The 23507-nt window shown below is 71.2% G+C and carries 20 protein-coding genes, 1 tRNA gene and 2 pseudogenes; 17 read left to right on the forward strand and 6 right to left on the reverse strand.

The features are described 5' to 3' along the window. Nucleotides 1-29: 29 nt before the first annotated feature. The 10 genes from FH608_RS31470 (at nt 30) to FH608_RS31515 (ending at nt 9179) form a co-directional block, all read left to right on the forward strand. Nucleotides 30-626 carry a SurA N-terminal domain-containing protein gene (locus FH608_RS31470; protein ID WP_193318731.1) on the forward strand — a complete coding sequence of 199 codons (597 nt, stop codon included), beginning with the start codon at nt 30-32 and terminating at the stop codon, nt 624-626. Between the two features lie 3 nt (nt 627-629). Beyond that, nucleotides 630-1568: a MazG family protein gene (locus FH608_RS31475; protein WP_139635958.1), complete on the forward strand. Its 939-nt coding sequence runs from the start codon at nt 630-632 to the stop codon at nt 1566-1568. A gap of 91 nt (nt 1569-1659) precedes the next feature. Next, a complete protein-coding gene (eno, locus tag FH608_RS31480) occupies nt 1660-2937 on the forward strand; it encodes a phosphopyruvate hydratase (protein WP_139635959.1) in 1278 nt (425 codons plus the stop codon). Between the two features lie 40 nt (nt 2938-2977). Further along, nucleotides 2978-3460: a septum formation initiator family protein gene (locus FH608_RS31485; RefSeq protein WP_139635960.1), complete on the forward strand. Its 483-nt coding sequence runs from the start codon at nt 2978-2980 to the stop codon at nt 3458-3460. A 5-nt stretch (nt 3461-3465) separates the two neighbouring features. After that, the gene (locus FH608_RS31490) at nt 3466-3954 is read left to right on the forward strand and encodes a DUF501 domain-containing protein (protein ID WP_139635961.1); all 489 of its coding nucleotides are present in this window, start codon (nt 3466-3468) and stop codon (nt 3952-3954) included. Further along, nucleotides 3945-4904, forward strand: coding sequence for a Ppx/GppA phosphatase family protein (locus FH608_RS31495; RefSeq protein ID WP_139635963.1), 960 nt, complete (start codon nt 3945-3947; stop codon nt 4902-4904). Before FH608_RS31490 ends, FH608_RS31495 begins: the two co-directional genes overlap by 10 nt. A gap of 172 nt (nt 4905-5076) precedes the next feature. Continuing rightward, a complete protein-coding gene (locus tag FH608_RS31500; RefSeq protein ID WP_139635964.1) occupies nt 5077-6252 on the forward strand; it encodes a hypothetical protein in 1176 nt (391 codons plus the stop codon). Between the two features lie 127 nt (nt 6253-6379). After that, nucleotides 6380-7174: a uracil-DNA glycosylase gene (locus FH608_RS31505; protein WP_139635966.1), complete on the forward strand. Its 795-nt coding sequence runs from the start codon at nt 6380-6382 to the stop codon at nt 7172-7174. Nucleotides 7175-7269: 95 nt separating this feature from the next. Next, complete coding sequence (locus FH608_RS31510) at nt 7270-8586, forward strand: NAD(P)/FAD-dependent oxidoreductase (RefSeq protein WP_139635968.1); 1317 nt, start codon at nt 7270-7272, stop codon at nt 8584-8586. Nucleotides 8587-8666: 80 nt separating this feature from the next. Then, nucleotides 8667-9179, forward strand: a complete 513-nt coding sequence (locus FH608_RS31515) for a glycine cleavage system protein R (RefSeq protein ID WP_139635970.1) — start codon at nt 8667-8669, stop codon at nt 9177-9179. Nucleotides 9180-9329: 150 nt separating this feature from the next. Here the strand turns inward: FH608_RS31515 and FH608_RS54475 are convergent. Further along, nucleotides 9330-9569, reverse strand: a pseudogene (locus tag FH608_RS54475) (helix-turn-helix domain-containing protein); the annotation flags it as partial. A gap of 173 nt (nt 9570-9742) precedes the next feature. Between FH608_RS54475 and FH608_RS31525 the strand changes: the two are divergent. The 5 genes from FH608_RS31525 to FH608_RS31545 all read left to right on the forward strand — a co-directional run bounded on the left by FH608_RS31525 (nt 9743) and on the right by FH608_RS31545 (nt 12532). Then, nucleotides 9743-10261: a peptide deformylase gene (locus FH608_RS31525; RefSeq protein WP_139635972.1), complete on the forward strand. Its 519-nt coding sequence runs from the start codon at nt 9743-9745 to the stop codon at nt 10259-10261. Between the two features lie 49 nt (nt 10262-10310). Then, nucleotides 10311-10383, forward strand: a tRNA-Leu gene (locus FH608_RS31530). 472 nt (nt 10384-10855) lie between these two features. Continuing rightward, nucleotides 10856-11656, forward strand: coding sequence for a Bax inhibitor-1/YccA family protein (locus FH608_RS31535; protein WP_139635974.1), 801 nt, complete (start codon nt 10856-10858; stop codon nt 11654-11656). A 169-nt stretch (nt 11657-11825) separates the two neighbouring features. Next, a complete protein-coding gene (locus FH608_RS31540) occupies nt 11826-12059 on the forward strand; it encodes a DUF4287 domain-containing protein (protein ID WP_139635976.1) in 234 nt (77 codons plus the stop codon). A gap of 65 nt (nt 12060-12124) precedes the next feature. After that, nucleotides 12125-12532, forward strand: a complete 408-nt coding sequence (locus tag FH608_RS31545; protein WP_139635978.1) for a PPOX class F420-dependent oxidoreductase — start codon at nt 12125-12127, stop codon at nt 12530-12532. A 446-nt stretch (nt 12533-12978) separates the two neighbouring features. On the opposite strand, the gene FH608_RS31550 is transcribed toward FH608_RS31545, so the two are convergent. The 3 genes from FH608_RS31550 to FH608_RS31560 form a co-directional block, all read right to left on the reverse strand. Then, nucleotides 12979-14196: an acetyl-CoA C-acetyltransferase gene (locus tag FH608_RS31550; RefSeq protein ID WP_139635980.1), complete on the reverse strand. Its 1218-nt coding sequence runs from the start codon at nt 14194-14196 to the stop codon at nt 12979-12981. A gap of 43 nt (nt 14197-14239) precedes the next feature. Continuing rightward, complete coding sequence (locus tag FH608_RS31555) at nt 14240-15601, reverse strand: outer membrane protein assembly factor BamB family protein (RefSeq protein ID WP_139635982.1); 1362 nt, start codon at nt 15599-15601, stop codon at nt 14240-14242. Nucleotides 15602-15698: 97 nt separating this feature from the next. Beyond that, the gene (locus FH608_RS31560; protein ID WP_139635984.1) at nt 15699-16679 is read right to left on the reverse strand and encodes an SGNH/GDSL hydrolase family protein; all 981 of its coding nucleotides are present in this window, start codon (nt 16677-16679) and stop codon (nt 15699-15701) included. Between the two features lie 145 nt (nt 16680-16824). Between FH608_RS31560 and FH608_RS31565 the strand changes: the two genes are divergently transcribed. Continuing rightward, a complete protein-coding gene (locus tag FH608_RS31565; protein ID WP_139635986.1) occupies nt 16825-18195 on the forward strand; it encodes a cystathionine beta-synthase in 1371 nt (456 codons plus the stop codon). A gap of 19 nt (nt 18196-18214) precedes the next feature. Here the strand turns inward: FH608_RS31565 and FH608_RS31570 are convergent, their stop codons facing one another. Further along, on the reverse strand, nt 18215-19072 hold the full coding sequence (locus FH608_RS31570; protein WP_139635988.1) for an NAD(P)-dependent oxidoreductase: 858 nt from the start codon (nt 19070-19072) through the stop codon (nt 18215-18217). Between the two features lie 78 nt (nt 19073-19150). On the opposite strand from FH608_RS31570, the gene FH608_RS54210 reads away from it, so the two are divergent. Beyond that, nucleotides 19151-22381 carry an AfsR/SARP family transcriptional regulator gene (locus tag FH608_RS54210; protein WP_317135592.1) on the forward strand — a complete coding sequence of 1077 codons (3231 nt, stop codon included), beginning with the start codon at nt 19151-19153 and terminating at the stop codon, nt 22379-22381. On the opposite strand, the pseudogene FH608_RS54215 reads toward FH608_RS54210, so the two are convergent. Then, a pseudogene (locus FH608_RS54215) lies at nt 22307-23410 on the reverse strand (sensor histidine kinase); the annotation flags it as partial. The gene FH608_RS54210 and the pseudogene FH608_RS54215 overlap by 75 nt on opposite strands. Nucleotides 23411-23507 lie beyond the last annotated feature (97 nt).

Below are 23507 nucleotides of genomic sequence, written 5' to 3' on the forward strand. Positions count from 1 at the left end.
CGGCGGTTTTCGGTCGGAAAGGGACGCACGTGAAGTCGATTCGAGTGGCTGTGGCCGCCGCCGCGGTGGGCATCGCGCTGACCGCCTGCTCCTCACCCATGCAGGCGGGGGCCGCGGCCGTGGTGGGGAACGAGCGCATCTCCACGACTCAGCTCAACAGCGAGGTGCAGGCCTACGTGGCCGCGCTGAAGAAGAACAACCTGGACGAGTCGGCGCTCGGCGTGCCGGTCACGCAGTACGTGCTGCAGCGGCTGGCCGACATGAGCGCGGCCAGGCAGCTCATGGCCCGCCGCAACGTGCAGGTGACGGACAAGGAGATCGACGCCAAGCTCCAGGACCCCGGCCAGTACCAGTCGCCCGAGATCAACCTGCTGGCCCTGGGCGTCGCGCCGACCTACGCCCGCGAATTCGCGCGCACCAGCGTCGGGATCGCCAAGCTGAGCCAGGCGGCCGGCGAGGGCGGCACCGACCAGCTGCGCAAGGAGTACGCCTCGATCAAGTCGACGTTCAACCCCCGCTTCGGCGTGGTCAACACCACGCCCTCGCAGGAGAACCCGTCGCTGTTCGTCGACGCGGGCCGGTTCGGCAAGGCCACCTCCCAGCAGGCGCCACAGCAGCAGGGCTGAGCCGTGCCGCTCATCGTCGTCACCACCTCGCCCAGGGTCGCGCCGGGCCTGCTGAGCCACCACGCCTGGCAGGCGCTGCGCTCCGGCCCGGTGCTGACCGGCTCGGCCGCGCACCCGCAGCTCCCCTACCTGGATGAGGCCGGGGTCGAGGTCGCCGTCGTCGCGCCCGACCCTGCGGCGCTGGCCGCGCGGGCGGTCGGCGAGAGCGTCGTGTGGCTCGCGTCGGGCTCCGAGAAGGACGACGAGGAGTTCATGCGCGCCGTCGGGCACGCCGCGGTCGCGCTGGAGGAGCCGCCGGTGATCGAGGTCGTGCCCGGCTCGTACGACCTGCCGGGGGCGCGGGCGCTCGACCTGGTCGCGGTGATGGACCGGCTGCGCACCGAGTGCCCGTGGGACCGTAAGCAGACGCACGAGTCGCTGGTGCCGTACCTGCTCGAAGAGGCCTACGAGGTGCTGGAGACCATCGAGCAGGGCGACTACACGGCCCTGCGCGAGGAGCTCGGTGACCTGCTGCTGCAGGTGGTCTTCCACGCGCGGGTGGCCGAGGACTTCGACATCGACGACGTCGCGGCCGGCATCGTGGAGAAGCTGGTGCGCCGCCACCCCCACGTCTTCGGCTCCGTGCGCGCGGAGAGCGCCGACGAGGTCAATGACAACTGGGAGGCCATCAAGGCGGCCGAGCGGGCGGCCAAGGGGCGCGAGTCGGTGCTGGAGGGCGTGCCCATGGGGCAGCCCGCGCTGTCGCTGGCCGCCCAGCTGCTGCGCCGCGCCGAGCGGGCCGGCGCTCCCGAGGCCCTGTCCGCCGCCGTGGGGCAGGGAGTGGCCAGGGAGCTGTTCGACCTGGTGCGCCGCGCCGCCGAGGCCGGGCTCGACGCCGAGGCCGAGCTGCGGGCCGCCGCCCGCGCGTACCGCGACCGCGTGCGCACCTGGGAATCCGCCTGACCACATCAGGGGAGGCCATGGTGCGGGTTCGGGTCCGTGCGTACCGATAGGCTCTGATCGCATATTGCCTTTCGATTTAGGAGCGCATCCCGTGGCTACCATCGAGGTCGTATACGCACGCGAGATCCTCGACTCCCGGGGCAACCCCACGGTCGAGGTCGAGGTGGTGCTCGACGACGGCAGCAGCGGCCGCGCGGCCGTGCCGAGCGGGGCGTCCACCGGCCAGTTCGAGGCGGTCGAGCTGCGTGACGGCGGCCGGCGCTACGGCGGCAAGGGCGTGGAGAAGGCCGTCCTCGCCGTGACCGACGAGATCTTCGAGGAGATCAACGGGGTCGAGGCGGAGGACCAGCGCATCATCGACCAGATCATGATCGACCTGGACCGCACGCCCAACAAGGCCAAGCTCGGCGCCAACGCCATCCTGGGCGTCTCGCTGGCCGTCGCGAAGGCCGCCGCCGACAGCGCCGACCTGCCGCTCTTCCGCTACGTCGGCGGCCCCAACGCCCACGTGCTGCCCGTGCCGATGATGAACATCCTCAACGGCGGCGCCCACGCCGACACCAACGTCGACATCCAGGAGTTCATGATCGCGCCGATCGGGGCGGAGACGTTCCGCGAGGCCGTGCGCATGGGCACCGAGGTCTACCACGCGCTCAAGAGCGTGCTCAAGGAGAAGGGCTACGCCACGGGCCTGGGCGACGAGGGCGGCTTCGCGCCCAACCTGCCGTCCAACCGCGACGCGCTCGACCTCATCCTGGTCGCCGTCGAGCGGGCCGGCTACGTGCCGGGCGAGGACATCGCGCTGGCCCTCGACGTGGCCGCGTCCGAGTTCCACAAGGACGGCGTCTACACGATCGACGGCAAGGGCGTGTCGGCCCAGGACCTCATCGCCTTCTACGAGGACCTCGTCGCCAACTACCCGCTGGTCTCCATCGAGGACCCGCTCGACGAGGACGACTGGGCGGGCTGGAAGGCCATCACCGACGCGCTGGGCGACAAGGTGCAGCTCGTCGGCGACGACCTGTTCGTGACCAACCCCGAGCGGCTCGCGCGCGGCATCAAGGAGGGCACCGCCAACGCCCTGCTGGTCAAGGTCAACCAGATCGGCACGCTGTCGGAGACCCTCGACGCCGTGGACCTGGCCCACCGCAGCGGCTACCGCTGCATGATGAGCCACCGCTCCGGCGAGACCGAGGACACGACGATCGCCGACCTGGCGGTGGCGGTCAACTGCGGCCAGATCAAGACCGGCGCGCCGGCCCGCTCCGACCGCGTGGCCAAGTACAACCAGCTGCTGCGCATCGAGGAGCTCCTCGACGACGCCGCCCGCTACGCGGGTCGCGACGCGTTCCCGCGTTTCCGGCGCTAGTTTCTGGTAACGGCGCCGGGGGCGCAGGGGGGTGTGGTGAATGGCGAAAAGGCCGCAGCTGACCGGGCGGGCCGCCATCCTGGCCATCGTGGTGTGCGCCATCGCGATGAGCCTGGCCTACCCTGTGCGCGAGTACATCAGCCTGCGCCGCAGCATCGCCTCGCTGCAGGCCGAGAAGGCCAGGGTCGAGGCGGAGAAGCAGGCGCTGCTGGAGCGCGACCGGCAGACCGACGACCCCAACTGGCGCAAGAAGATCGCCAAGGAGCGGCTGTTCTACTGCGGGGCCGGCGAGAAGTGCTACGTGGTGATGGAGCGCGAGCCGGTCAAGGAGCAGGCGGCCACGCCTCGACCGGCCGAGGCGCCGCCGTGGTATCAGACACTCTGGGAGTCGGTACGGGCCGCCGACGAGGGCACGGGGCGCCGGGCCGTGACGGGGAAGGAAGCCCCGGCAGGGAAGGAAGCCCCGGCAGGAAAGGACGCGGTGACACGGAAGGAAGCCGTGCCGGAGAAGGCTGGGGAGTAGCAGCGTTGGACAGTGAAGACGCCGAGACGGTGCGGCGGCAGCTCGGGCGGCCGCCCAGAGGGTTGCGCGCGGTCGCGCACCGCTGCCCGTGCGGCAACCCCGACGTGGTGGAGACCGCGCCGCGGCTGCCCGACGGCTCGCCGTTCCCGACCCTCTACTACCTGACCTGTCCCAAGGCGGCCTCGGCCATCGGCACGCTGGAGGGCTCGGGGCTGATGCGGGAGATGCAGGCCAGGCTGGCCGACGATCCCGAGCTGGCCGCCGCGTACACCGCCGCGCACGACGACTACGTCGCCAGGCGCGACAAGGCCGCGCAGGAGCAGGGCCTGGAGCCGCTCCCGCGCGACATGCAGAGCACCGGGGGCATGCCGCTGCGGGTCAAGTGCCTGCACGCGCTCGTCGCGCACGAGCTGGCGGTGCCCGGGGCCAACCCGTTCGGCAGGGAGGCGCTCGACGCGCTCCCCGACTGGTGGAGTGACGGACCATGCGCGTAGCCGCCGTCGACTGCGGTACCAACTCCGTACGCCTGCTCGTCGCCGATGTCGACGGCGACACGGGCGACGACGTCATCGACGACGTCGAGCGGCGGATGGAGATCGTACGCCTCGGGCAGGGCGTCGACCGGACCGGCAGGCTGGCCCCCGACGCGCTGGAGCGCACGTTCAAGGCGATGCGCGCCTACCGCGAGCTGATCGACCGGCACGGCGCCGTCCGCACCCGGGTGGTGGCCACGAGCGCCACGAGAGACGCGGACAACCGGCAGGAGTTCGTCGACGGGGTCCGCGAGATCTTCGGGGTCGAGCCGGAGGTCGTGACGGGGGCCGAGGAGGCCGAACTGTCGTTCACGGGGGCGACCAAGGGCCTGCTGCGGCTGTCGCCGGAGACGGAGATGCCGCAGGGCCCGCTGCCCCCCTACCTGGTGGTGGACATCGGGGGCGGGTCCACCGAGTTCGTGGTCGGCTCCGAGCACGCCGAGGCGGCGCTGTCGGTCGACATCGGCTGCGTGCGCCTGACCGAGCGGCACCTGCGGGAGCAGGGCGACCCGCCTCCGGCGGCCGCGCTGGAGGCCGTGGTGGCCGACATCGAGGCGGCGCTCGACCGGGTCGAGGCCGAGGTGCCCGTACGCCGTGCCCGCACGCTCGTGGGCCTGGCCGGCTCGGTGACGACGGTCGCGGGCATGGCGCTCGGGCTGCCCTTCTACGACTCGGCCAGGATCCACCACTCGCGGATCTCGGCCGGGCAGGTGCACGAGGTGACGCGGCGGCTGCTCGCGATGACCCATGGTGAGCGCGCCGAGGTGCCGGTGATGCATCCGGGGAGAGTGGATGTGATTGGCTCCGGCGCGCTAATTCTCGACAGGATCGTCCGCCGTTTCGCGTTTTCGCAGGTCGTGGTGAGCGAGCACGACATCCTCGACGGGATTGCCTGGTCTATCGTCCGATAGCTGAAGAAATCCGGACATTTCCGGTAACAGGATCATGTTGAGCGTGCAATCAGTATTGTGATTGAGTAAAGGGGCATTACGGGGGCTTTGCCATATCGCAGTGCACGAAAGGTGCCGGCGTGGCGACCGTTCCCGAGCGCGTCTCTTCCCTCACGGAATGGAGCACTCTCACATGATGTCTGTTGGGTTAGCACGTAAGGCGGCGGCGTTCGGCGCGTCCGCCGCGGTGCTGGCCGCCCTGGGCGCGGGCCTGGTCTCCAGCCCCGCACAGGCGGCGACGAAGACGGCCGCGGCCAAGTCCAAGGTCGCGGTGTCCACCCCCAAGGCGTCGGACAAGTCCTACGAAGGATCCTGCCCGGTCAAGGTCAACTTCTCGGCCAAGATCAAGGTTCCGGTCAAGGGCAAGACGAAGCTGGCCTACCGCTGGCTTCACGGTGACGGGTCCAAGAGCAAGGTCAAGACGATCACGCTCAAGGGCAAGGGCACCAAGACGGTGACCGTCAAGCAGTCCATCACCTTCAAGGACGACGTCAAGAAGGGCTGGGAGGCCGTCCAGGTCCTCGGCCCGAAGAAGTACACCTCCAAGAAGGGCTACTTCTCCGTCTCCTGCCAGGAGCCGCTGAAGGAGGTGCGCACGCACCTCGACGTGTCGGTGTCGGCCCGCGCGTGGGCCAGCCCCAGCTCGTACGTCGGCCCCTGCACCCCCGGCGACAAGATCGACTTCGTCGGCCTGATCAAGACCGACCGCCCGTCGTGGGTCCGTTACCGCTGGGTCCTCAACGGTGACGTGGTCGACTACGGCAAGGTCAAGGTGCACCACGCGCGCAAGGTGGGCTTCGGCATCTCCCCGCGTCACAGCCAGCGTGGCTGGGCGCAGCTGCAGGTCCTGAGCCCCGACGGCGCCTACTCCAACCGGGCGTCCTACCGGGTCTGGTGCAAGGACGAGGCTCCCAAGCCTCCGCAGTCGCACGACGACACCAGGGTCTCCGCCTCCGTCTCGGTGGCGACCACCCAGGCCTGCTCGATCAACGGTCGTGGCATCATCACCTCGACCGGCGCCGGCCGCGTCTCCTACACCTGGCTGGTGAACGGCAAGCAGGCCGGCAGCGGCACGGCGTACTTCGACCGTAGCGGTGGCGCGCAGAGCGTCTCGCTCTCCAAGACGCTGACCGGTGACGACGCCAAGGGTGGCAGGGTGACGCTGAGGGTCACGGGACCGGACAACGGTGACGCGGACTCGGCGTCCTACGCGCCGTGCACCCCGGCTCCGGCCCAGACGCCGACGGTCACTCCGACCCCGGCGCAGACCCCGACCGCTCCGGCCGCGGAGCAGTCCGAGTCCAAGTAACCAACCGGGAACCGGGTGGCCGCCGACGGCGCCACCCGGTTCTCTGTCGCCAGGGATGTTCCCTGCCGCCATGGACGGGGACAGGCTGATGTCCGGGCGGGGCGGACGATCGGGCACCATCGGTGTCATGAGCTTCGTACCTCCCGGCACCGGCTGGCCTGAAGACCCCGCGACCGCCGACACCCCCGTCGCGCTCGACCCGGCCGACGTGCGGCGCCTCGCCGCCTCGGGCGACACCCTCGCGGAGCTCACCGCCAGGCAGTCGGTCTGCCGGGCGTGCCCCCGCCTGGTGGAGTGGCGCGAGCAGGTCGCGGAGACCAAGCGGCGCGCGTTCGCCCACGAGACGTACTGGGGGCGGCCCGTCCCCGGCTGGGGCGCCGAGGAGCCGCGCATCCTGCTGGCCGGCCTGGCACCGGCGGCGCACGGGGGCAACCGCACGGGGCGGATCTTCACCGGCGACCGCAGCGGCGACTGGCTGTTCGCCTCGCTGCACCGCAGCGGCCTGGCCGTACAGGAGACGAGCACGCACGCGGGCGACGGGCAGGCGCTCGTCGGCACGCGGGTCGTGGCGTCGGTGCGCTGCGCGCCCCCCGCGAACAAGCCGCTGCCCTCGGAGAAGGCCGCGTGCTTCCCGTGGATGGCGCGCGAGATCCAGCTGGTGGCCCCGTACGTGCGGGTGGTCGTCGCGCTCGGCGGCTACGCCTGGCAGGCCGTCTGGCCCGCGCTCAAGGACGCCGGCTACGAGCTGCCGCGCGCCAGGCCGCGCTTCGGGCACGGCGCCGAGGTCGAGGTGCGGTACGAGGGCGCGCCGGTCACGCTGCTCGGCTGTTACCACCCCAGCCAGCAGAACACGTTCACCGGCCGCGTCACCGCCCAGATGCTGGACGACATCTTCACCAGGGCCAGGTCACTGGCTGTGTGACGCGTTGCACCACCCCCGGATTGGATTCATCAAGAGCGCTTGACGTAAGCTTGTGAATGCTTTCACAAGCACTCCACGAGGGATGGGGCCTCAGGATGAACAAGCACATCTTGGTCGTCGGCGGTGGATACGTCGGTCTGTACACAGCGCTCCGGCTGCAGCGCAAGCTCCATCGGGAGCTGCGCCGCGGCGAGGCACGCATCACGATCATCGACCCCCAGTCCTACATGACCTACCAGCCCTTCTTGCCGGAGGCGGCGGCCGGTAACCTCTCACCCCGGCACGTGGTCGCTCCGCTGCGCCGCATCCTGCCCAGCGTCCGGATCCTCAACGGCGCGGTCACCAAGATCGACCACTCCGACCGCATCGTCACCTTCCAGCCGGCCGAGGGCGAGCCGCGCCAGGTGGCCTACGACGTCATCGTGATGGCCGCCGGATCGATCTCCCGCACGCTGCCCATTCCGGGGCTCACCGACATCGGCATCGGCTTCAAGACCGTGGGCGAGGCCATCGCGCTGCGCAACCGCGTGCTGCACCTGCTCGACGTGGCCGAGTCGACCGACGACCCGGAGGTGCGGCGCAAGGCGCTCACGTTCGTCGTGGTCGGGGCCGGGTTCGCGGGCGTCGAGGCGCTCGCCGAGCTGGAGGACATGGCCAAGCACTCGACGCGCTACTACCGCAACATCAAGCCGTCCGACATCCGCTGGGTGCTGGTGGAGGCCACGAACCGGGTGCTGCCCGAGGTCGGTCCCGAGATGGGCCGGTGGACGCTGGAGCAGCTGCGCGAGCGCGGCATCGACGTCAAGCTCGACACCCGGCTGGAGTCCTGCGTGGGCGGGCACGTGGTGCTGTCGGACGGCTCGGAGTTCGAGGCCGAGACGCTCGTGTGGACCGCGGGCGTCAAGCCCAGCCCCGTCGTCCGGGACAGCGACCTGCCGCTCGACGAGCGCGGCCGGATCAAGGCCACCGCCCTGCTCACCGTCGCCGGCACGCCGGACGCCTTCGCGGCGGGCGACGCCGCCGGGGTGCCCGACGTGACGAACCCCGGCGAGTACTGCGCGCCGAACGCCCAGCACGCCGTCCGGCAGGCCAAGACGCTGGCCGACAACATCGTCCGTTACCTGCGCGGGCACGAACTGGTCGAATACCGGCACAAGTACGTCGGATCGGTCGCCGGTTTGGGGCTCCATCAGGGCGTCGCCAATGTCTATGGCGTCAAGCTTCGCGGATTGCCTGCGTGGTTCATGCACCGCACTTACCATCTGTCGCGGGTGCCGACGCTGAATCGTAAGGTCCGCGTCGTCGTCGACTGGACGCTGGCGCTGTTCTTCAAGCGGGAGACCATCTCGCTGGGTGAGATGGAACACCCGCGCGAGGGCTTCAGGGCCGCGGTCGCGACGACCCGCCGCTAGGCCAGGTAAGGCAAGCGCCCCGGCGAACCTCGCCGGGGCGTTTCGGCACCCCTGGTCGCAATGCGGAAGGGGTACCACGGGTGGGGCTCTCAGCGGTGACCGTGCTCGGCGTCGACCGGCCGGGCGTGATCGCCACGGTCACCGGTTCGCTCGCCGACTGCGGTGCGAACATCCAGGACTCGACGATGACGTTGCTCGGCGGCCACGTGGCGATGATGCTGCTGGTGTCGGGCGAGCTGGACTCCGCCGAGCTGCTCAAGCGGCTGTGCGCGCCCGACGTGGTGGTGACCGCCTCGGCGATCGACGCCCGGCGCCACTTCTGCGAGGAGGGCGACGGGCTCGCGTACGTGCTGACCGTGCACGGGCCCGACCGGCCCGGCATCATTTCCGCCATCAGCGCGGTGCTGGCGGAGGACGGCGGGAACATCACCGGCATGAGCACCAGACTCACCGGCCGCCTGTACGTGCTGATCGCCGACGTCGAGCTGCCGAAGGAGGTGGACGTGGCGGCGCTCATGCGCAGGCTGGCCGCCGTCGGCGCCGCCCTCGACTCCGACATCACCTTCCGCCCCGTCGAGTCGGATCTCCTTTGACATCCTCCCCGCGCTGACGCACGGGGATCCCCACGGCAACCACCCCACCAGGAAGAGGTCGCGTTGAGGCTCGCGGTGCACCGGCCCGGCAACCCGTGGCCCTTCCCGCGCAGATGCGGCATGCCCTGGCGCGCGTTCGATGTTCCTGGCCGCGTTCACATCGGCGTTGCAGGCGTATCCGCAGGACCGGCAGCGGAAGTCGGCCTGGCTCTCCGCCCGCGCCCCGGTCAACTGGGGGCACTGCTCGGCGAACCCCGGCGCAGACATGCGGCCCGGCCTCCCATGCTCGTGCCGCTCCACCACCAGGTTCCGCACGGAACGCGCGTGCCCGCAATGCTCCAGCAGCGCCGCCTCCTGGACAGGCGTGGGCCGGAGCCGGCAGCGGGACATGCCGATCAACCTACCGACCGTCACCGACAAAACCGGGAGACCCCAGTGTCCGACCGTTCCGGCCTTCCTCCCCGCCCTGAACAACGGGGCCTCAAACCTGTAGGTATCCGGTGACGGGGCGGGGCGGCGAACACCGGGGAGTGCTCGGCGGTCGTGAGACCACTCCCCGCCAGATGCGCGCGGGGACCCCGCGTCAGGTGCTCCGCGCCCCGCACCCTCTCCTGTCCGCCGTCGCGGAACCGGTCGACCCCACCGCGCCCGAGGTCGTCTCCGCCGCCGCCGACCTGCTCGCCACCCTCCGTCGCGAGACCTCCACGACCGGCCTGGCCGCCCCGCAGATCGGGCTGAGCTGGCGGCTGATCGCCTTCGACACCCGGCTCCACCCCAGAAGCCGTTCCTGGGCCGGCGAGCTCGTCCTGGCCAATCCACGGCTCGCCAGGGCCGCCCACTGGGACCCGGGGCGCGAGGGGTGCGCCTCGATCGCGGGACTCACCGCAGATGTCCTCCGCGCCAGCCGTATCACCGTACATGGGCATTTGCCAGGCACGGGCGAGACCGTCACCATCGAAGCGGACGCCTTCGAAGCCCGCTGCATTCAGCACCAACTGGACCATCTGGACGGCCTACTCTTCTTGGACAGAGTGCCAGGAGCACTATCACTTCACCGCAGACTTCACAGTTGTGACGCTTGATGCGAAGTTGTGCTCCTCGGAAGCATGGTCCGTTTCGTATGATTGCGGCGCCCCCGTAGCCCAATGGCAGAGGCAAACCCCTTAAAAGGGTTGACGTGCGGGTTCGAATCCCGCCGGGGGCACTTGCCGTCTTCCTCGCCTTTGGGTCTCTGACCTGGAGGTTTACCGCGATCGTCAGACGGCCTCGCCGAGGTCGATATCGATTTGTTACGGAGTGGCGCCAACCCCGCCCACGACGGCCCTGTTGGGCGGGCCTCCCGGCGGTTCGGCCGGTCCCGCCCGGGGCACTCGCGGGCGGGGCGAGTAAGCTAAGACTTTTCCCTGCGGCCATATTGACAGGGTGCCGTTTTTCTGCCCTCCGGGTTGTTTCTTTCCGTGAATGACCGACTACAGATTACGCGCGGTCTTTTCGCGCAGACGGACAGTAAAAACCGCTCCCGGAGGCCCCTCCGGACGGGCCGGGTGACCTTGGGAACTCTCCGGCGCGGACGTTCGTTGAGATCGCTGCCGAAGTCCCGAATGAACATCGATCTGACACGCCAGTTGACCAAGGTGCCGCCGCGCCCCATAGGCTCGGCGTCACAGGAGGCAGCGATGGAGAGCAAGAACCCCGTATTCAGCCGGTCGCGGCAGCAGGCCGGGGGCTGGGCCGGTCCCGCCCCGTCCCCCGACCAGCTGCAACACATGTACGACGCGCCGTCGTACGCGCAGCCCACCCGGCCCGCGTACCGCACCATGACCCTCGACGACGTCGTCGTACGCGGGTTCCTCACGCTCGGGGCGCTCGTCGTGGCCGCCGCCGCCGCGTGGATACTCAACGTGCCGCCCATGGTCGCCATCGGCGCCGCCATCGTCGCGCTGATCCTGGGGCTGATCGCCTCGTTCACCCAGAGCACCAACCCGGCGCTGATCCTGGGCTACGCGGTGTTCGAGGGCGTGTTCCTCGGCAAGATCAGCTTCCTGTTCGAGAGCTACTTCGGCGGCAGCGGCAGCATCGTGCTACAGGCGGTGCTGGGCACCGCGTTCGCGTTCGCGGCGGTGCTGACCGTCTACTCGCTGCGGATCATCCGCGTCACGCCCAAGCTCGTGAAGTACGGCATCGCCGCCGCCATCGCGGCGCTCGGGCTGGTGCTGGTCAACCTGGTCGTCGGCCTGTTCAACGACGGCGGGCTCGGCCTGCGCACCGACTCGCCGATCGGCTGGGCCTTCAGCGTCGTCATGATCCTGATCGGCTGCTTCTTCCTGCTGCTCGACTTCGACGCGATCGAGCAGGGTGTCAAGCAGGGCGCGCCGGAGAAGTTCGCCTGGCAGTGCGCGTTCGGCCTGACGCTGAGCCTGGTCTGGATCTACCTGGAGATCCTCCGCTTCGTCAGCTATTTCACCAACAGTGACTGATCGTTAAGCGCCGCTTCACCTTCGAGGGCCTCGCCGTTCCGGCGGGGCCCTCTCGGTGTGCGACCGAAAATCTACGTGCCGTCACAGAATGATGCCTGGCCGGGGGGTTGCCATTCGGGCTGCGGTGTTGCAGTGTCATGCCAAGGACCCCTTATACGCGGAGGTGCCCATGTCCTTGAACCACTCATCGGAGACGCAGACAAAGCTCATCGCCAGGGTCCCGACGATCACGGGACGCCAACTCCCAGAGTGGTTCCAAGCCATCGACAACGGCCCGGCTTTCCTGAGGTGCGACGAGCGGGCCAACTGGCTTGCCGACGAGCACGGGCTGACCCACGGCTACGCCGCCGCCATCGTCCACGAGCACGAGCGGCACCGCCGTAACCGCATGGGCTTCATCTAAGCCCTTCCGTCAACGCGCCCGTGCCCCAAGCGCGGGCGCGTCATCATGGGGTTCATCATGGGAGGATGGATCTCGACAAGGCACTGGCCTTTCTCCGCGACCACCACCACGCCGTCCTCCTGACCAGGCATCGCGACGGGCGCCCGCAGATGTCACCGGTGACCGCCGGGGTGTCGGGCGACCAGATCGTCATCAGCACCAGGGAGACGGCCGTCAAGGTCCGCAACGTCCGCTCCGAGCCCAAGGTGTCGCTGTGCGTCTTCACCGACGCTTTCTACGGCCAGTGGATCCAGGTCGACGGCACGGCCGACATCCTGCCGCTCCCGGAGGCCATGGACGGGCTGATCGCCTACTATCGCGACATCTCGGGGGAGCACCCGGACTGGGACGACTACCGCGCCGCGATGATCCGCGACCGCCGCGTCCTCCTCCGCATCACCCCCCACCGCGCCGGCCCCGACTTCCACGGCTGACCGCGCTTCATCTTCATCTGTTACGGCGGTGCCATGGTCGGCCACTCGCCGCACTTCGGCTGAGGGCCCTCCAGGAAACGCCCTCTGACCCTTCACCGGCCGGCCGCCGTAACGCGAGCCCACGATTACCCGATCAGCGGCTTCCCGCCCTGGGCGCCGCACGCTCCTGAACGCCTCTTGTGCGGCCGTGGTGAGGCGTGCGTCGGTTGTCGGTGGGTGAGGGCCGGTCGGGCCGTCACGCCGCCCTTGTGCGGCGCCTGGGGTGGGCCGCGGTAACCGGGTAAGCGTGGGCTCGCGTAACGGCGGTCAGGCGGTGAAGGGTCAGAGGGCGTTTCCCTGGAAGGTCGCCGGCCGGAGTGCGGCGGGTGGCCTTCCAGGGCAGCGCCGTAACCGATGGAGGGTTTGGGAGGCCCTCAGGCGGGGTGGCGCCGTAACGGATGGAGAGCCTACGAGAGGCGCTCGAGGATCATCGCCATGCCCTGGCCGCCGCCCACGCACATGGTTTCGAGGCCGATGGACTTGTCGTGGTGCTGGAGGCCGTTGATCAGCGTGGAGGTGATGCGCGCCCCCGTCATCCCGAACGGGTGCCCCACCGCGATGGCCCCGCCGTTCACGTTGAGCCGCTCCAGCGGGATCCCCAGCTCCCGGTACGACGGGATGACCTGCGCCGCGAACGCCTCGTTGATCTCCACGAGGTCGATGTCCTCGATCGCCATCCCCGCCCGCGCGAGCGCCTGCGTCGAGGCCTCCACCGGGCCCAGGCCCATGACCTCCGGGGACAGCCCCGTGACGCCGGTCGCGACGATCCTGGCCAGCGGGGTGATCCCGAGCTCGGCGGCCTTGGTGTCGCTCATGACGACCACGGCGGCGGCCCCGTCGTTCAGGGGGCAGCAGTTGCCGGCCGTGACGGTGCCGTCGGGCCGGAAGACGGGCTGGAGCGTGGAGACCTTCTCGTACGTGGTCCCGGCCCTGGGCCCGTCGTCCTTGGCCACGACGGTCCCGTCGGGCAGCGTCACCGGCGTGATGTCCTTCGCCCAGAACCCGTCGGCCAGCGCCTTCTCCGCCAGGTTCTGGGAGCGCACCCCGAACTCGTCCTGCTCCTGCCGCGTGATGCCCTTGAGCTGGGCGACGTTCTCGGCGGTCTGCCCCATCGCGATGTAGATGTCGGGGACGTCGCCGTCCTCGCGCGGGTCGTGCCAGACCTTCCCGCCCTCGCCGAACGCCTTGGTGCGCGCCACGGCGTCCGAGAAGAGCGGGTTCTGGGTGTCGGGCAGGGAGTCGGAGTTGCCCTTGACGAACCGGGACACGGCCTCCACCCCGGCCGACACGAACACGTCGCCCTCGCCCGCCTTGATCGCGTGGAAGGCCATCCGCGTGGTCTGCAGCGACGACGAGCAGTAGCGGGTCACGGTCGTGCCGGGCACGTTGTCGAGTCCGAGCAGCACCGCCACGACGCGGGCCATGTTGAAGCCCTGCTCGCCCCCGGGCAGCCCGCACCCGAGCATGATGTCGTCGATGGTCAACGGGTCGAGCTGGGGCACCTTGGCCAGCGCCGCCTGGATCATCTGGACGGTCAGGTCGTCGGGGCGGATCTCCTTGAGCGAGCCCTTGAAGGCCCGTCCGATGGGAGAACGTGCGGTGGCGACGATGACTGCCTCGGGCATGGCCCCTCCTCTGTAGGTGCTACAGATAGAACTATATTCTGTCCTATCCGTACATACCCGGAGTGGTCGCGGTTTCGTCGTTGACGGCGTGGATCGCACCCTTCTCGTCGCGCCACAGCCGCCACCCGTCCTGGCTGCCCGTGAACCAGGCCGGCGGCACGACCTCGCCCGGGACCCGCTTGCCGGTGGCGAGGTCGTACTCGCAGATCGCGGCCGTCGAGTAGAAGCCCGGCGCCTGCCCCCGCAGCGGCAGCGGCTTGGGGTCGGTGACGCAGAAGGACCAGCCGCGCTCGTCCTCGACCGGCACGGGCTTGCCGCTGGCCAGGTCGAACGCCGAGCCCTTGGCGTTGTGCTTGAGGAAGCCGAGCCGGTTCATCCGGTCGGGGAAGGCCAGCCACCAGCCGGACCCCGGCACGTCTGCAGCGGTGACCTGGCCGAGCACCCGGCCGCTGTCGGAGTCGAGGCGGGCGAAGCCGCCGTAGGCGCCCTGGCGGTCGACGGGGCGCACGACCGGGGCGTAGCCGGGGCTGCCGCTGGGGTAGACGCGCACGACCGAGGGCCGCATCCAGTTGATCGTCCCGTTGTCGATCTTGACGGAGAATAGCCCGAAGGTGGACACCTTCTTGGTCTGCGGGTTGGTGTAGGGGGCGACGTAGCCGACCAGGTTGTCGCCGGTCGCGCCGAACGCCCACCCGCCCGACAGGTCGATGCCGGGGCCGAGCGCCTGCTCGATCGGCTGCTGCCACTGGAGCTTGCCGGTCTTCAGCTCGTACGACTCGATCATGGGGTTGGCGGCCAGCCTGAGCAGCAGCACCCGGGTGGGGTCCGACCACTCCACCTCGGAGATCCCGGGCAGCTTCCACAGCACCTTGCCCGTGGCCGGGTCGAGCACCACCGTGCGGGCCTTGGTCAGGGCGGTGTGCTCGGAGACGCACACGTACGGCCCGCAGCGCTGCGGCCCGAAGGTCGAATGCACCGGCCTGCCCCACTTGCGCACCCCTGACTGGGCGTCGCGGGCGATGAGCGTGGCGTTCCAGCGGCCGCTCTTGGCGGGGTCGAGCGCGACGACCACGCCCTTGCCCTGGGCCGTCTTCACGACCGCGGGGGTCGAGACGCCCATTCCGGGCAGGCGGCCGGCCATCGTGGCCGGGTAGGCCCACAGCCGCTTGCCGTCGCGCAGGCCCATGGCGACGGTCTCCAGCGTGCCGTCGGGCTTCATGGAGGTGGTGGCGACCACTCCGTCCGCGACCGTCATCCGGCTGACGGCGTTGACCTGGGTGTTCTGCCACGAAGGGAAGTGCGTGGGGGAGGTGGCCGCGTCGCTGCCTGAGCAGCCGGCCGTGGCGAGGGCTCCGACGAGGGTTGCGGCGAGGGCGATGGACGGTTTCCCGAGGGGTCGCTGCACGGGCAATCCACTCCAAAGAGGACGAAGAGTGGCGACTCCGGCGCGCAGAGTAACCGGCATCGGGCGTGTTCCGCCAGATCTGAATGGCCTCAGACCCTCACGGTGTCCCACGCCGGGCGTCGTCGACCGTCTCGCCGAGCCGCCGGCGGAGCAGCGTCGCCCACTTTCCGTGCAGGCCCGTCGCCCGCCCGTCGACCCGGGTCGCGGTGACCTCGGTGCCGGGCTCCTCCGCGGCCGTAGCCGCCGCGAGGTAAATCGGTTGCAGTGCTTCGCCACGTGCGGGCCGCGGCTCGGGCCACAGCCTCAACGCAGCGCATACTGACGGTAGCACCGCGTAAGCGGCCTGCGCGTAACCTCGGGCAGATGGATGGAAACGATCCGGTCCGAACATTTCTGTCGGATTTGTCGCGAACTCCGGCCCCAGGACGTCGGCGAACGCCACCGTCCGGCCCCCCGCGTCGACCACCGCCACCGTCTGCGCCGCAGCGAGCTGGCGGCTCCAGCGCCGCGTCACCCAGCGCAGCGGCTGCGCGATCGGCCGCACCGTGCCGAGGTCGGGACAGGTGCCCACGACCACCTCGACGCCCGCGTCACGCAGCCGCCGCACGGCCTTGGTCAGATGGCGTACGGCGGTCGCGGGCGGCGTCTGCGTGATGATGTCGTTGGCCCCCACGAAAATGATCGCCACGTCGGGCTCGATGGCCAAAGCCTTGTCGACCTGCTCGCCCAGCTCGGCCGACGGGGCGCCCGACTTGCCGGCCACGAGCAGCTGCACCGGGCGCTCGGCCACCGCCGCCAGGCCGTTGGCCAGCAGCACGCCCGGGGTGTGGGCGGCCTCCGTCATGCCGAGCCCCACGGAGGTCGAGTCGCCCAGCATCGCCATCTTGAGCGGCTCGCCGGCGAAGTCGCCGTACGTCCCGTCGGACGGCGGACCGTCCAGCCCGTGCGGGCGCCCGATCGCCTTGCGGGCGAGCAGCCCTTCGGCGATCAGCAGACCGTAGGCGGTGGCGCCCAGCGCCGTCAGCCCGCCCCCTCCGAGCGCCGCCGCGGTCGCGATCCTGCGTGCCGCACGCGCCATACCCGCTGGCCAGACCACGTACGTGTCCTCCTAGTCGAACTCGGCGGTAGCGTTTGCTTGAAAACTAGCCGAGGGCCTGCCACCCCCATCGGATCTCGGCCACAGGCAAGCTGACCAAGCTTCTGTAAAGAAGGTGAACACCTCGGTGCGCGTTTACGATTCCCTGGTCGACCTCATCGGGAACACTCCGCTCGTCCGGCTGCACAAGGTCACGGCGGGGCTGTCCGCGCAGGTGCTGGCCAAGGTCGAATATCTCAACCCGGGCGGCTCGGTCAAAGACCGCATCGCGGTGCGCATGATCGAGGCCGCCGAGGCGTCCGGCCAGTTGCGTCCGGGCGGGGTGATCGTCGAGCCGACGTCCGGCAACACGGGCGTGGGCCTGGCGATCGTGGCCCAGAAGAAGGGATACCGGTGCCTGTTCGTGGTGCCGGACAAGGTGGCCCAGGACAAGATCTCGGTGTTGCGGGCCTACGGGGCGGAGGTGGTGGTCTGCCCGACGGCCGTCTCGCCCGACCATCCCGACTCGTACTACTCGGTGTCCGACCGGCTGGCCCGCGAGGTGCCCAACGCCTGGAAGCCCGACCAGTACTCCAACGTCAACAACCCCGACTCCCACTACCACTCGACCGGCCCCGAGCTGTGGGAGCAGACCGAGGGGAAGATCACCCACTTCGTCGCCGGCATCGGCACCGGCGGCACGATCAGCGGCACCGGCCGCTACCTCAAGGAAATCTCCGGCGGCCGGGTGAAGGTCATCGGGGCCGACCCGGAGGGCTCGGTCTACTCCGGCGGCAGCGGCCGGCCGTACCTCGTGGAGGGGGTCGGCGAGGACATCTGGCCGGCCACGTACGACACCAAGGTCTGCGACGAGATCATCGCGGTGTCCGACAGGGACTCGTTCACCATGACCCGCAGGCTGGCCCGCGAGGAGGGGCTGCTGGTCGGCGGCTCGTGCGGGATGGCCGTCGTCGCCGCGCTGCGCGTGGCGGCCGCGGCAGGGCCCGACGCCGTGATCGCCGTGCTGCTGCCCGACGGCGGCCGCGGCTACCTGTCGAAGATTTTCAACGACGACTGGATGGCCGACTACGGCTTCCTGACCACGTCGTCCGATGAGGGCCTGGTCGGCGACGTGCTGGCCCGCAAGGGGCCGGGGCTGCCGGAGTTCGTGCACGCGCATCCGCACGAGTCCGTGAGCACCGCCATCGCGATCATGCGCGAATACTCGGTGTCGCAGCTTCCGGTGATGAAGGAGGAGCCGCCGGTCATGGCGGCCGAGGTGGTCGGCTCCATCGTCGAGCGAGACCTCCTCGAAGCCCTCTACCACGGTAGGCTCTCCTCCGACGACCCGATCGCCGATCACATGTCCGCGCCGCTACCCACGATCGGCAACGGTGAACCTGTGGCGCGTGCGGTGGAAGCGCTGGAGAAGGCGGATGCGGTGGTCGTGCTGGAGGACGGCAAGCCCGCCGGGCTGATCACCCGGCAGGACCTGCTCGCCTTCCTCGCGAACCACTAGGGCCTTCCGATCGGCCCCGTCAGGGCTTTCCGATCGACTCGATCACGGTGCCGAGGCCCTCGTGGCCGCGCCCCTCGGCGTCGGCCCGCTCGAACAGCGCCTTGAGCGCCTCCGGCACCGTGGTCTCCAGCCCGGCCTCGGCCAGCGCCTCCACGGCGTGGCCGATGCCGACGGCCTGCATGTGCAGGGAGTTCTGCCCGCCCGGATACTCGCCGGCCTCGAACTCGCCGGCCAGGATCTTGGCGTACCCCATGGGGCCGTCACTGCCCAACTGCGTGAACAGATCCCGGGCGAACGGCAGGAACTCCATCGGCGAGGTGCCGGCCGTGCGCAGCAGCGCCATGGCGTGCATGAAGCTGGTCAGGCTCGACCAGAAGATCAGCAGCTGGGCCTGGTAGTACATCATCGCCAGCCCCTGGTCCGGCCCGACGTAGGTGACCTCGCTCAGCGCCGCCAGCGTCCCGGCGTGCCGGTCGAGCACGTCCTTGGGGCCGCTGTAGAAGGTGTACGCGCCCGGCTGCCCGATGCCCGGCGGCGGGACCATGATGCCCGCCGTGATCAGGGTGCCGCCGCGCTCCTCCACCCACCGAGCCCCCCGGCGCAGTGCCTCGGGCGTGTCGGAGCTGAGGTTGACCACCACTTTCCCGTCCAGCCCGGCGTCGCCGAGGCTGTCGTACATCGCCTGGTAGCTGATCTGGCTGACCACCAGCAGCTCGCCGTCCGCAGCGCTCGCCGCCTGCCTGGCGCCCTTGGCGACCAGCGGCGCGGCCTTGCTCGCCGTACGGTTCCACACCGCCACCTCGTGCCCGGCGGCGAGGAACGTCTCTGCCATCTTCGACCCCATCGGGCCGAGTCCCACGACTGTCACGTGACTCATGCCCGACACCCTCGGGTACGCCGCTACGGAAATCCTTCCGTCTCGCTACGGGTTGCACGTGGTGTGGTGCGTTTCGGGGTGCTGGGTCCCTTGGAGGCCTGGGCGGAGGACGGCTCGCCGGTGCGGGTGGCCGAGCCCAAGGTGCGCGCGCTCCTGGCCGACCTGCTGGCGCACGGGGGCGGGCCGGTCTCCGCGGACCGGCTGGTCGACGACCTGTGGGGCGCCAGGCCGGGCCGTAACCCGGTCGGCACCCTCCAGGCCCGCGTCTCCCAGCTGCGCCGCGCGCTCGGCGATCCGGGCTCGGTGGTGCGCGGCCCCGCGGGCTACCGGCTGGCCTCCGCCGACTCCGACGCCGGCCGCTTCCGTGCCCTCGTGACCCGCCGCACGCCTGATCCGCTGCAGCGCGCCGAGGAGCTGGAGCAGGCGCTGGCACTGTGGCGGGGGCCCGCGTACGCCGACTTTCCCGACGCCGCCTTCGTCCGCGCCGAGGCGGCGCGCCTTGAGGAGACGCGCCTGGCGGTGCTGGAGGAGCAGGCTGAGGTACGTCTGGAGCTGGGCGAACCCGTGGACCTGGGCGGGCTGGTGGCCCGTCACCCGCTGCGCGAGCGGCTGGTCGCCGCCCACATGACCGCGCTCTACCGGGGCGGGCGGCAGAGCGAGGCCCTGGAGGTGTACGGGGAGCTGCGGGGGCGGCTGGCCGAGGAGCTGGGGCTGGACCCGTCACCAGCGCTGGCCCGCCTCCACCGGTCCATCCTGCGCCACGACCCCGACCTGGCCGCACGGGCGCCGGCCCGCGTGACCCCGCCCGAGCGGCGAGCGCGTGACCTGGCGGAACGCCCGGCGCCGGGTGAGCCGCCCAGCGGGGTGCCTGCCCCTGTCACGGAGCTGCCCGGCGGAGTGCCGGCGCCTGTCACGGAGCTGGTGGGCAGGGAGGCGGAGCTGGCCGAGGTGCGCGGGCTGCTCGACACCGCACGGCTCGTGACGCTCACCGGGCCGGGCGGCGTCGGCAAGACCCGGCTCGCCCTGGCCGCCGTCGCGGACCTCGCGGGCCCCGTACGCCTGGTCGAGCTGGCGGGCGCGGCCGACCCGGCCGAGACGGTCGCGGCGGTGCTCGGCGTCCGGGACGACGGCGCCGGCGCGCTCGCGCCCAGGCTGGCGGGAGCGCTGGCCGGACGGCGGATGCTGCTCGTCCTCGACAACTGCGAGCACCTGGTGGAGCAGGTCGCCGAGCTGGTGCCCGTCCTGCTGCGCGCCGCTCCGGGGCTGCGCGTGCTCGCCACCAGCCAGGAGCCCCTGAACGTGACGGGCGAGCACGTACGGGCGGTGCCGCCGCTGCCCGAGCCCGACGCCGTAAGGCTCTTCACGGCCAGGGCGAACGTCCGGCCGAGCGAGACCGTGGCGACCGTCTGCCGGCGGCTCGACGGCATCCCGCTGGCGCTGGAGCTGGCCGCCACCCGGGTGCGGGCGCTCGGCGTCGAGGAGCTGGCCGCCCGGCTGGACGACCGGTTCAGACTGCTCAGCGCCGGGACGCGGGACGCGCCCGCCCGGCAGCGCACGCTCCGGGCGATGATCGACTGGAGCTGGGAGCTGCTGTCCGGCCCCGAGCGCGTCGTGCTGCGGCGGCTGGCCGTGCACGCCGACGGGTGCACGCTGGACGCGGCCGAGGCGGTGAGCGCCGAGCCCGGCGTGGACGTGCTCGACACGCTGGCCAGGCTGGTGGACCGGTCGCTGGTCGTGCGGGTGGCCGGGCCGCGCTTCCGGCTGCTGGAGTCCGTGGCGGCGTACTGCGTGGAGCGGCTGCGGGAGGCGGGCGAGCACGATGCGATCAGGGACCGGCACGCCCGCTACTACACCGCGCTGGCCGAACGCGCCGACCTCAGGGGGCCGGGGCAGCGGGAGTGGCTCGGCCGGCTGGACGCCGAGAGCGCCAACCTCCGGCTCGCCCTCGCGGGGCCGGAGGCGCTGCGACTGGTCAACGCGCTGGCGTGGTACTGGGTGCTGCGCGGACGGCTGCGCGAGGCGCGCCGGTCGCTGGCGGCGGCCCTGGCATCACAGGCCGTGACGGAGGCGGCTCAGGCGGATGGGGGTGCGCGGGCGTCGGTGTGGCTGGCCGGGATCGAGGCGCGGATCGGCGAGCCTCCCTCGCCGGTCCGCCGCGCCGGCCTCGACCGGGCGGGCGGCGCGCTGGCCGACTGGTTCCTGAGCCACGTCGGCTGGGCCTACGGCGACCGGCAGGCGCACGAGGCGGCGGCCGGGCGGGCGCTGGAGGCGTACCGCGAGCTGGGCGACCGGTGGGGCGAGGCGGCGGCGCTGTGCCTGCGCGGCAAGCTCGCCGTCGGCCGGGGCGACCTGGCGGCGATGGAACGGGACGGGGCCGGCGGCCTGGAGATCTTCAGGGAGCTGGGCGACGCCTGGGGCCAGATCGAGGCCATGGACGTGCTCGACCGGGCGGCCGAGATCCGCGGCGACTACGGCAGGGCCGCCCGCCTGCGGGAGGAGGGGCTGCGGCTGGCCGAGGAGCTGGGGTTCGAGGTGTCGTTCAAGCTGGCCGCGCTGGGGCGGATCGCGATGCTGGCGGGCGACCACGAGCGGGCCGACGACTACCACGAGCGGGCCAGGAGGGTGGCGGTCGAGCAGTCGTACAAGTCGGCCGAGGAGAACGCCGTGCTCGGCCTCGCCATGAGCGCGAGGCGGCAGGGCAGGTACGAGCGGGCGGAGTCGTACCTGCTGTCGCTGCTGGACTGGCTGCGGCGGGTGCGGGGGACGCCGGGGATCGCGTTCGTGATGGCGGAGCTGGGCTTCGCCGCCGAGCAGCGCGGAGCCGTGGCGACCGCGCTGGCCAGGCACCGGGAGGGGTACGAGGCGGCGCGGGCGACGGCCGACCCGCGGGCGGTCGCGCTGGCCATCGAGGGCCTGGCAGGGGCGCTGTCACTCGGGGCCGGCCGGGACGGTGGCGAGCTCGTGGAGGCGGCGAGGTTGCTGGGGGCGGCCACGGCCATCCGGAAGGAGGTCGGGGCGCCGCTGCCGCCCGGCGAGCGGTGGGACGTGGAGCGGATCGGCCGGCGGGCGCGCGCCGCGCTCGGCGACGCCGCGTTCGAGCGGGCCGTGAGGGAGGGGGCGGACTTCCGGAAGGGCTCTCTCGGCGGCGAGGAGTTCGCGCGGGCGCTAGGGGAGAGGGAACTCGGCGAGCACCTGCCAGGCGCCCTCGGCGGAGGGGCCGGCGTGCAGCCGGCCGCCCAGCGCCTCCACCCGCTCGGCCATCCCCACCAGCCCGAACCCGCCGCCGAGCCGGGAGACCCGCGGGTCTGACGCGGCCCCGAAGTTCCGCACCCGCAGCGCCACCATCCTCTCGTGGCGCCGCAGGGTCGCCTCGACCCAGGCGGTGCGCGAGGCGTGCTTGCGCACGTTCGTCAGCGCCTCCTGGAGCACCCGGTGCAGGGTGGTCATGACCTCCGGCGGCAGTGTGTGATCGTTCAGCCCCGGCCCGATCTCGAACGCCACCTTCGGCCCGTCGGCCGAGAACCGGTCGGTCAGTATCCGCAGGTCGGCCAGCGTGACGCCGGGTTTGCGGGCGGCGTCGTCCTCGGTGCGCAGCACCGTCACCATGCGCCGCATCGAGGTCAGCGCCTCCGACCCGGCCGAGGCGATGGCGTCGAGGGCGGGCGCGACCGCCTGCGGGCTGGTCTCGGCGACCGTGCGCGCGGCCTGCGCCTGGACCACGATGCCCGTGATGTAGTGGGCGACCAGGTCGTGCAGCTCCCTGGCGAGCTCCAGCCGTTCCGCGCGCCGTACCGAATGGACCGCCTCCACGCGGCGCTCCTGCTGGAACCGCAGGTAACCGCCGGCTCCGGCGGCCGTCGACCACCCCGCGAACAGCAGGAACGAGAACGCCAGCCCCGAGTTGTGGTAGTCGCGCCCGACGGCCTCGGCCATCAGCACGATCAGGCCCACGCAGGCGAGCACCGCCGCCCGGTGCACCGGCTCCACGTGCCGCAGCACCCCGATGGTCAGGATCAGCAGCGATCCGGTCTCGGTCATGCCGGGCACCCCCGCGAGCCCGGTGGCGCCGATGACGAGGGACGTGCCGAACGACAGGGCCAGCATGGCGCAGAACCCCTCGATCCGGTACCGGCGGCGCAGCACCACGGCCGCGATGCCGCTCGCGCCGCAGGCGGGCACGAGCCACTGGAAGCCTCCGGTGCCGAAGGCGACCACCAGGTCGAGCAGCAGCATCATGCCGAGCCAGCCGACCATGGCGATCTCGCTCAGCCGGCGTATCCAGTACACGATGCGTTTGCTGTCCCCCACGGCCTTGAGCCTAAGCCGGAAGTCGGACATGTCGTATCAACCGTTCGGCCGAGCCCTCCGGCCGGAGACCCACCCTTCAGCGGAGGTGCGGAAGTGGCGGTGCGGCCGATGCTGGACACGTCGAAAG

Source organism: Nonomuraea phyllanthi, from assembly GCF_006334985.2.
GTDB classification, from domain to species: Bacteria; Actinomycetota; Actinomycetes; order Streptosporangiales; family Streptosporangiaceae; genus Nonomuraea; species Nonomuraea phyllanthi.